9 protein-coding genes are annotated in these 8,589 nt (G+C 63.7%); 5 read left to right on the top strand and 4 right to left on the bottom strand.

Annotated features, from left to right (window positions below):
- Positions 1-1,680: tetratricopeptide repeat protein (locus EOA38_RS20060; protein WP_127300031.1), on the top strand; the 1,680-nt coding region annotated here is incomplete at its 5' end.
- Positions 1,681-1,945: 265 nt separating this feature from the next.
- Here EOA38_RS20060 and EOA38_RS20055 read toward each other — a convergent pair.
- A complete protein-coding gene (locus EOA38_RS20055) occupies positions 1,946-2,407 on the bottom strand; it encodes a GNAT family N-acetyltransferase (RefSeq protein WP_127221095.1) in 462 nt (153 codons plus the stop codon).
- A gap of 139 nt (positions 2,408-2,546) precedes the next feature.
- Here EOA38_RS20055 and EOA38_RS20050 point away from each other — a divergent pair, with 139 nt between their 5' ends.
- Positions 2,547-3,521 (top strand): glycine--tRNA ligase subunit alpha, encoded by a 975-nt coding sequence (locus EOA38_RS20050; RefSeq protein WP_189350252.1) that lies wholly within the window; start codon positions 2,547-2,549, stop codon positions 3,519-3,521.
- On the opposite strand, the gene EOA38_RS20045 is transcribed toward EOA38_RS20050, so the two are convergent.
- The gene (locus tag EOA38_RS20045) at positions 3,518-3,700 is read right to left on the bottom strand and encodes a hypothetical protein (RefSeq protein WP_126095286.1); all 183 of its coding nucleotides are present in this window, start codon (positions 3,698-3,700) and stop codon (positions 3,518-3,520) included. The genes EOA38_RS20050 and EOA38_RS20045 overlap by 4 nt on opposite strands.
- A gap of 257 nt (positions 3,701-3,957) precedes the next feature.
- On the opposite strand from EOA38_RS20045, the gene glyS reads away from it, so the two are divergent.
- Together glyS and EOA38_RS39240 are read left to right on the top strand one after the other, a co-directional pair.
- On the top strand, positions 3,958-6,270 hold the full coding sequence (glyS, locus tag EOA38_RS20040) for a glycine--tRNA ligase subunit beta (protein WP_127221094.1): 2,313 nt from the start codon (positions 3,958-3,960) through the stop codon (positions 6,268-6,270).
- A gap of 267 nt (positions 6,271-6,537) precedes the next feature.
- Positions 6,538-6,882 carry an ATPase gene (locus tag EOA38_RS39240; protein WP_189434759.1) on the top strand — a complete coding sequence of 115 codons (345 nt, stop codon included), beginning with the start codon at positions 6,538-6,540 and terminating at the stop codon, positions 6,880-6,882.
- Positions 6,883-6,954: 72 nt separating this feature from the next.
- Here the strand turns inward: EOA38_RS39240 and EOA38_RS20030 are convergent, their stop codons facing one another.
- Together EOA38_RS20030 and EOA38_RS20025 are read right to left on the bottom strand one after the other, a co-directional pair.
- Positions 6,955-7,344: a hypothetical protein gene (locus EOA38_RS20030; RefSeq protein WP_126095284.1), complete on the bottom strand. Its 390-nt coding sequence runs from the start codon at positions 7,342-7,344 to the stop codon at positions 6,955-6,957.
- A 117-nt stretch (positions 7,345-7,461) separates the two neighbouring features.
- The gene (locus tag EOA38_RS20025; protein WP_189434757.1) at positions 7,462-7,971 is read right to left on the bottom strand and encodes a hypothetical protein; all 510 of its coding nucleotides are present in this window, start codon (positions 7,969-7,971) and stop codon (positions 7,462-7,464) included.
- Between the two features lie 270 nt (positions 7,972-8,241).
- Between EOA38_RS20025 and EOA38_RS20020 the strand changes: the two genes are divergently transcribed.
- On the top strand, positions 8,242-8,589 hold a 348-nt coding region (locus EOA38_RS20020), incomplete at its 3' end, for an L-threonylcarbamoyladenylate synthase (protein ID WP_145966005.1).

Raw genomic sequence — 8,589 nt, 5'->3', positions numbered from 1 at the left:
ATCCAGATCACGTCCTTCTCGGGCGCCTATCTCGCTGCTCACATCGCGGAAAGCGACAACGATCTCGACAATGCCATCGCCTACTACAAGCAGGCGCTGGCCTTCGCGCCCAATGACACGGAGCTGCAGCAGAGCCTGATGCTGGCGCTGGTCGCGCAGGGCCGCTTCGAGGAATCGCTGGTCTATGCCGACAAGCTCAAGCAAGTGCCCGATGTCGAGCGCTTCTCGCGTCTGGCGCTTGCCGTCGATTCCTTCCACAAGAAGGACTACACCAAGGCCCAGTACTGGCTGAAGCTGTCGCTCGAATCCGATCTCGATCGGCTGCTCTCCGGCGTCATGGACGGCTGGGCCAAGGAAGGCGCGGGCGATGCCTCCGAAGCGATGGACTCCATCGACAAACTCAAGGGACCGGACTGGTTTGGCCTGTTCAAGTCGTTCCACCGCGCGCTGATCGCCGACGCCGCCGGTCTTTCCGACAAGGCCGATGAAATCTACGCCGCCACGCTGGCCGATACCGCCGCCGGCAGCTCCGCGCCCGAGACCTGGATGCGCAACGCACAGGCCTATGCCTCGTTCCTCGCCCGCAAGGGCGACAAGGCAAAGGCGATCACAGTGCTGAACCAGGCAGAAGCCTTCGCGCCGGGCAAGCTCGAAATCACCACGCTGCGCGACAGGATCAGCAAGGGCGACAAGATCGAGCCCTTGGCCGCCGGCCCGGCGGACGGCGCCTCCGAAATCCTGCTCGATCTCGCCACCGCGCTGAACCGTGGCGGCGGCGAGCCTTTCGTACGGCTCTATCTGCAATACGCGCTGGCGCTGAAGCCGGACAGCGACGCCGCTCTCGTCCAGCTGGCCGCCGTTGCCGAGCAGTTGAAGGACGGCGAGGGCGCAATCGCGCTCTATCGCCGCATTCCGGCTTCCTCGCCGCTGAAGGAGCTCTCGGAACTGCAGCTCGGCCTGAACCTCGCCGACATTGACCGCCACGACGAAGCCATCGCGCACCTCAAGGGCTATGTCGACGCGCATCCGGCCGACATGCGCGGCTATCTCGCGCTCGGCGGTGTCTACTCTTCCAAAGAGGATTTCCGCTCGGCCGCCAATCTCTATGACAAGGCGGTCGATGAGCTGAAGACGCCGACGGCCGCCAACTGGAACATCTTCTACCAGCGCGGCATCGCCTATGAGCGGCTGAAGGAATGGCCGAAGGCCGAGCCCAATTTCCGCAAGGCGCTGGAGCTGCAGCCCGACCAGCCTCAAGTTCTGAATTATCTCGGCTATTCCTGGGTCGACATGAACACGAACCTCAAGGAAGGCCTGGCGATGATCCAGAAGGCCGTGGATCTGCGGCCAAGCGACGGCTACATCGTCGATTCGCTGGGCTGGGCTTATTACCGCCTCGGCCGCTTCGACGACGCCGTCCGCGAAATGGAGCGCGCCGTGTCGCTGAAGCCGGAAGATCCGGTCCTCAACGATCATCTGGGCGATGCCTATTGGCGCGTCGGCCGCAAGCTGGAAGCGACCTTCCAGTGGACCCAGGCGCGCGACCTGAAGCCGGATCCGGACGTGCTCGCGACCCTGCAGCAAAAGCTGCTCAAGGGCCTGCCGCCGATCGAATCCAACACGGCGCAGGAAACCCCGAAGGTCAAGCCGGCCCCGGTGCTGCCGGCTCCGAAAGGCTGAGGGGCAAGACACGAACGGTTTTGGCGGGGCTCTTCGGGCCTCGCTTCTGTTTCGGCGCAGCGTCTGTCGAGATTCAGGTCAGGCCGAGTCGAAAACGGTGGTTTCCGAGAACCGGAGCGGAGCGTACTAAAGTACGTGAGCACCGGCCTACGCCGGCCGTAGCCTCCATTTAACTGCCACGCCACCACGAGTGCTTCGGCCGGCGAAGGCCGGAAGCGGAGGAACCGGCGTTTGCAGGCCGGCATCACCTGAATATCGATAGACGCTAGAACAGCTTCCGATAGACGACGAAGCCGGATTTCTCGCCGATCTTGTCATAGAGTTTCATCGCGGTGTGGTTGGTTTCGTGCGTCAGCCAGTAGACGCGGCCCGCGCCCGCTGCCTTGGCCCCTTCGTAGACGCCTTCGATCAGCGCCCTGCCGATGCCCCGGCCGCGCGCGGCCTGCGAGGTGAAGAGGTCCTGCAGATAGCAGTTCGGCGCGATCGCCGTGGTCGAGCGGTGATAGAGATAGTGGACGAGGCCGAGAAGGGTGCCGTCGCGTTCCGCCACCAGCGCATGCACCGGCTCATAGGCATCGAAAAAGCGCGACCAGGTCATCTGCGTGATCTCGCCAGCAAGCGCGGTTGCGCCCGAGCGGCCGTAGAAGGCGTTATAGCCGTCCCAGAGCGGCAGCCACTGCTCGTAATCCTGCCGGGCGATGGGGCGGACGGTGAGTTGACCTGGCATGGCGGAACCTTTGTCGTTGCGGCTCAGGCGAGCAAACGGCCAGCCTGAGCGGCCGGCAATGGGCCAGCCGCCGGCAAAGCGTTCAACTCTCCATGATGCGGCGCCCTGCCTTGACGCTCGCCGGCCCGGCAACTAGGGAATGCCCAATCCCGCGCTTTCCGAGGCCGCCGTGACCATCGACATTCCTGCCCATATGCATCCCAGCCGCTCCTTCCAGGGGCTGATCCTGACCCTGCACAATTACTGGGCCGACTATGGCTGCGTCATCCTGCAGCCCTACGACATGGAAGTCGGCGCCGGTACCTTCCACCCGGCAACCACTTTGCGCGCACTCGGTCCGCGTCGCTGGAATGCCGCTTACGTGCAGCCGTCGCGCCGCCCGAAGGACGGCCGCTACGGCGAGAACCCGAACCGGCTGCAGCACTACTATCAGTATCAGGTGATCTTGAAGCCGAATCCGCCGAACCTGCAGGAACTCTATCTCGGCTCGCTCGAGGCGATCGGCGTCGATCTGCTGCTGCACGACATCCGCTTCGTCGAGGACGATTGGGAAAGCCCGACGCTCGGCGCCTGGGGCCTCGGCTGGGAGTGCTGGTGCGACGGCATGGAAGTCTCTCAGTTCACCTATTTCCAGCAGGTCTGCGGCATCGAATGCGCGCCGGTGGCGGGCGAGCTCACCTATGGGCTGGAGCGGCTCGCCATGTATGTGCAGGGCGTCGACAATGTCTACGACTTGAACTTCAACGGCCGCGAAGGTGCGGAAAAGGTCACCTATGGCGACGTCTTCCTGCAGGCCGAGCAGGAATATTCGCGCCACAATTTCGAATTCGCCAACACGGCGATGCTGCTTCGGCATTTCGAGGACGCCGAGACCGAATGCAAGGCGCTGCTTGCCGCAGGCGCGCCCGCGTCGAACGACAATCTGGCGATGCACCGGATGGTCTTCCCGGCCTACGACCAGTGCATCAAGGCAAGCCATGTCTTCAACCTGCTCGACGCGCGCGGCGTGATTTCCGTCACCGAGCGCCAGAGCTACATCCTGCGCGTGCGCAACCTGGCGAAGGCTTGCGGGGAGGCGTTCCTGAAGACGCAGGCGGGCGGTCTGGCGGCTTAACCCAATACGGTTTTTGCGATTTCGGAAGCGGCAGCGATCGGGAACACGCTTTGGCTGCTTACGCTGTCGATCGTGCGAAGTGCTTGTCTGACGCCCGGCATCGAGAACGTGCCATGCATCTGGGCGGCGAAGCAGGCGCTCAGTGCCAGGATCTGCAGGGTTCTCGATGCCGTCTTCATGGTCGTTCAGCCAATAGTTCTCCGCCTGAGCGTAGGTCGCTTCAGCGCCGCGTTCGGTTCATGGGAATTTCTGCTCCAAGGACGGGTGGGCTCGCGCCGTCCCGACAGCGGCGATGAAAATTTCCGGAAACCGGCGCTGGCCAGGGCAAAGCTTGCGGGGTGACAGCGGCCAGCCGAGTTGCTATTTCCCGCGCATTCGTGACACCGGCGCTGACGCGCCGACCCTCCCCATCAAGGGGAGGGTGAGGAGCTAATCAATGCCCGACTTGCTTCTGGAACTCCGCTCGGAAGAGATTCCCGCGCGCATGCAGCGCAAGGCTGCCGGCGATCTGAAAAAGATGCTGACCGACGGTCTGGTCGAGGCGGGTCTGACCTACGAGGCGGCGCGCGAATACTGGACACCGCGGCGCCTGGCGCTCGACATCCGGGGGCTGACCGCGCGCTCGAAAGACATTCGCGAGGAGATCAAGGGTCCCTCGACCACGGCGCCCGAGCAGGCCGTGCAGGGTTTTCTGCGCAAGGCCGGCCTTTCATCGATCGCCGAGGCGCATGTCCATTCCGATCCGAAGAAAGGCGACTTTTATGTCGCCCACATTTCGAAGCCGGGCCGGGCGGCGGAAGAGATCATCGCCGAGCTGGTGCCGAGCATCATCAAAAACTTTCCCTGGCCGAAATCGATGCGCTGGGGGCCGGCATCGGCCAAGCCCGGCTCGCTGCGCTGGGTGCGGCCGCTGCAATCGATCGTCTGCACCTTCGGCCCGGAGACCGAAGAGCCGGTAGTGGTCGATTTCGAGATCGACGGCATCCGCTCCGGCAACGCCACCTACGGCCACCGCTTCCACGCGCCGGGCTTGATCACCGTGCGCCGCTTCGAGGACTACGTCGCAAAGCTCGAGGCGGCCAAGGTCGTGCTCGATGCCGACCGGCGCAAGGAGATCATCCTTCACGACGCTCGCAACATCGCCTTCGCCAATGGGCTCGACCTTGTCGAGGATGAGGGTCTGCTCGAGGAAGTCTCCGGCCTGGTCGAATGGCCGGTCGTATTGATGGGCGAATTCGAGGATGATTTCCTCACCATTCCCGCCGAGGTCATCCGCCTCACCATCCGCGCCAACCAGAAGTGTTTTGTGACCCGGCCGCATGGCGCGGCCGAAGACCTCTCCAATCGCTTCGTCCTGGTCGCAAACATCGAGGCGAACGATGGCGGCAAGGAGATCGCATACGGCAACGGCAAGGTGGTCAGGGCGCGCCTCTCCGACGCGCTCTATTTCTGGAAGACCGATCAGGGCGACCTGCCGGACCTCGACCAGCTAAAAGAGTCCGCGGCAAAGTTCGACCTGGATTTGACGAAGCCGCTCGACCAGCGCATGGCGCGGCTCGATCATCTCAACGTGACCTTCCATGCCAAGCTCGGCACCCAGGGCGAGCGGGTCGCGCGGATCAAGCGACTGGCCGAGGAATTGGCGCCGACGGTGGCGCAGTCGATCTCCCCCCTTGAGGGTGAGATGGCCGGCAGGCCAGATGGGGTCGCTTCGGCTGATGCGACGCATTCTGGCCTTTCGAAGAGAGAAGACATTGGTACTCCACGCGAGACGACCCCCTCTGTCGCCTCCGGCGACATCTCCCCCTCAAGGGGGGAGATTACCACGCTTGTCACCCGCGCCGCGGTGCTTGCCAAGGCCGACTTGCCGACGGAGGTGGTCGGCGAGTTCCCTGAACTGCAGGGCGCCATGGGCCGCAAATATGCGTTGCTGCAGGGCGAGCATCCGTCAGTGGCCGCGGCCGCCGAGGAGCACTACAAGCCGCAAGGCCCTTCCGACCGCGTGCCGACCGATCCGGTCTCGGTGGCTGTGGCGCTCGCGGACAAGCTCGACACGCTCACCGGCTTCTGGGCTATCGATGAAAAGCCGACCGGCAGCAAGGACCCGTTCGCGCTGCGGCGCGCGGCACTTGGTGTGGTCAGGATACTGATCGAGAACCGCATTCGCCTGGAGCTGACTTCGATCTTCGCCAAGGCCTTTGCCAACTTCACGGGCGGCGCCGGCCAGATATCCGACCTCCTCGCCTTCTTTCACGACCGCCTGAAGGTCTATCTCCGTGACCAGGGCGCGCGGTACGACCTGATCGACGCCGTCATCACGCCGCAGTCCGACGACCTGCTGCAGATCGTCCGTCGTGTCGAGGCATTGGGCTCCTTCCTCGACAGCGAGGACGGCACGAACCTGCTCGCCGGCACCAAACGCGCCGCCAACATCCTGGCGGCCGAGGAGAAGAAGAAAACGCTGATCGCCGAGACTGTTGAGCCGGCGCTGTTCCGCGAGGACGCGGAAAAGAAGCTGTTTGCCGCGGTGAATCAGGCTGAAAAGGAAGCCGGCCAAGCGATTCAAAACGAAGGTTTTTCCGCCGCCATGCTGGCGCTTAGCGTTTTGCGTGAACCCGTTGATTCATTCTTTGAAGGCGTTCTCGTGAATGATGAGGACCAGGCAGTGCGCGCCAACCGGCTGGCGCTGCTTGCCCGCATCCGCGCCGCCACCGACCAGGTCGCCGATTTTTCAAAAATCGTCGGCTGACGGCCAAAAAGTCGCCGATCCGAAGCTGCCTGCGCCCCATAAGGCGCGGGCGCGCTTCGACAATTTCATGGCCCAAATTTAATGCGCCGGAGCCGGCTTACAGTCATATGACGATGACCTCCGCATGGGAGAACCAATGCATGTCGTCCAGAAGTGTTCAGCGATTCTGGAACAACGACATGCATCGAACAAAGACTTGAAGCGCGTCGCCTGAATTCACTTCAGCGTGACGCGCCTTAAGACGTTCCCCAACCACGGAGGCATGCCATGAATTCCGTTAACGACATCGATTTGACTGAAGAAACCCCGGCCGCCGCCGAGTATATCGAGCCCGCTTCTGAAAGCCTCCTCGACCATGCCGCCGCGGCGGTCGAAGCCGCCGATCCGTCTGAAGACGATGAGGACGAAGGCGACGAGGAAGAAGCCGGCGACGAAGACAGCGACGACGAGGACGACGAAGACGCCGATGAGGAAGCCACTGCCACGAGCGAGGACGAGTCGGACGACGAGGATGAGGACGACGAAGACGCCAAGGCCTCGGGTGATGACGAGGATGAAGACGGCGACGACGAAGACGAGTCCGACGATGACGACAAGGAAGAAGCGGCCTGAGCCGTTTCTCATCGCTTGAACAACAAAGGGCGGCGCGGTGAGCGTCGCCCTTTTTTCGTCAACCCTTGTCTATCAGTCCTCCAGGATGCTGACGCGCACGCTGTCCGGATAGACGTCGACCTCGATCAGCGGCTCGCCATTGACGATGGCGCGCCGGGTCGCGCTGCTCATCGCGCCGCCGCGTTCCAGCATGCGCTCCAGTTGGGCGCGGTCATCATTGCCGCGGAACCATGGATCGCCCTGGTCGTCGGCGTCGCGCCGGCGGAACTTGTGCCAGTTGGCCCGGTCCTGCCGCACCATCTGCGCCGCGCTCCGCAGCGGGTAGCCGTCGCTGGCTTGATGGTCGCGTTCGGAAATGCGCGCAACATAGGAACCCAGCATGTCCTGAGCCTGGGCAGCGGCCGCATTCAGCGCCGACGCAGCCAACAGCCCGGCGACGATCATTGCTTTCGAACCCGTCATGAAATCCCCCTCTGAAAATCACCCTGTTGTGCACGAGCCGGATGACGGAAATCGGACAGCAACGAAAAGTCCACTCGGCTTGGCACCCGACGCAACCGGGCCGCCGCGAGGGCCGGCCTACATTGCCTTGCCGACCGGCGGCAATGTCGAGGCGTTTTGTGGTTTGGCTTGCGGCTGCGATTGGCCGCCCGATGCATTGGCGGCCGCCTGGTTGTCGGCCGCTTTCGCCTGCCCGTTGGCGGCCGTCGTGGCGGTGCCGTTGGGAGGCGTGGCAGCAGCCGGCGCGGTGCCGTTTGCCGGTGTCGTGGCAGCCGGTGCCGTGGTCTTGGCAGCCGCGGTCGCCGCGGGCGTTGCGAAGGCGCCGCCGACGATGCCGCCGCGAATGATCATCGGCGTCTGCGCGCGGCCATGCCCGGATTTCTCCGGGATCGCCGCGACCGTCTCGTCGGTGACGGCGGGTACTGGATCGCCGAGCGCCACCACCGACGGTGTCGAGGCAGCGGAGATCGGGCCAGGCTCGATCGCCGTCAGCCTGACCACGGATGGCGTCGAGGTCGCAGCGCCAAGCACGACGATGGACGAAGCTTGCGCCAACCCGGTCGTCGCCAAAATGCCGATACCGACCATTCCCAGAGCAATTCCAGGAGAAGTGTGTAACGGTTGGGCTCGGCGACTTCGCCGTAGCCTTCCGTCCGGAAATGCGTCAAAACAAAGCATACGCATCACGAAAACTCCCCGAGCCCAACAACCGGAAATCCGCACCCTAGTGCGGGCGGATTGATGCCGGCTTGCGCGGAAACTTAACATTTTAGGGATTGATAAATCGCCAACGCCCGCCCTTGCCCCGCCTTCCCAGCCGTACTACGGGGACCGGCGTATCGATGATTGGTGATGAATTTGGCTGAGATACTTGCCGTCGGCGAGGCGATGGAGCGGGCGCTGGCGCTGCTCGAAGGCGGCGATGTCGTCGCCATCCCGACCGAGACCGTCTATGGGCTGGCGGGCGATGCCACCAATGGCGCAGCCGTTGCGCGGATATTCGAGGCCAAGGGCCGCCCGCGCTTCAATCCGCTGATCGCTCATGTCGCCGACCTCGCCATGGCGGAACGCATCGCCACATTCGATCCACTGTCGATGAAACTGGCCGAGGCCTTCTGGCCCGGTCCGCTGACGCTGGTGCTGCCGCAGCGCCCGGAAAACGGCATCCATCCGCTGGTCACGGCGGGGCTGGGCACCATCGCGCCG

This window comes from Mesorhizobium sp. M1E.F.Ca.ET.041.01.1.1 (genome assembly GCF_003997355.1).
GTDB lineage: Bacteria > Pseudomonadota > Alphaproteobacteria > Rhizobiales > Rhizobiaceae > Mesorhizobium.
The sequence above is the reverse complement of the archived record's forward strand: the minus strand, read 5'-3'. Positions and strand labels throughout refer to the sequence as shown.

Bases quoted from the DNA above. Each gene is read 5' to 3' on its own strand.
- EOA38_RS20055 (WP_127221095.1), bottom strand. From the start codon at position 2,407: ATGCCAGGTCAACTCACCGTCCGCCCCATCGCCCGGCAGGATTACGAG.
- EOA38_RS20050 (WP_189350252.1), top strand. From the start codon at position 2,547: ATGCCCAATCCCGCGCTTTCCGAGGCCGCCGTGACCATCGACATTCCT.
- EOA38_RS20045 (WP_126095286.1), bottom strand. From the start codon at position 3,700: ATGAAGACGGCATCGAGAACCCTGCAGATCCTGGCACTGAGCGCCTGC.
- glyS (WP_127221094.1), top strand. From the start codon at position 3,958: ATGCCCGACTTGCTTCTGGAACTCCGCTCGGAAGAGATTCCCGCGCGC.
- EOA38_RS39240 (WP_189434759.1), top strand. From the start codon at position 6,538: ATGAATTCCGTTAACGACATCGATTTGACTGAAGAAACCCCGGCCGCC.
- EOA38_RS20030 (WP_126095284.1), bottom strand. From the start codon at position 7,344: ATGACGGGTTCGAAAGCAATGATCGTCGCCGGGCTGTTGGCTGCGTCG.
- EOA38_RS20025 (WP_189434757.1), bottom strand. From the start codon at position 7,971: ATGGTCGGTATCGGCATTTTGGCGACGACCGGGTTGGCGCAAGCTTCG.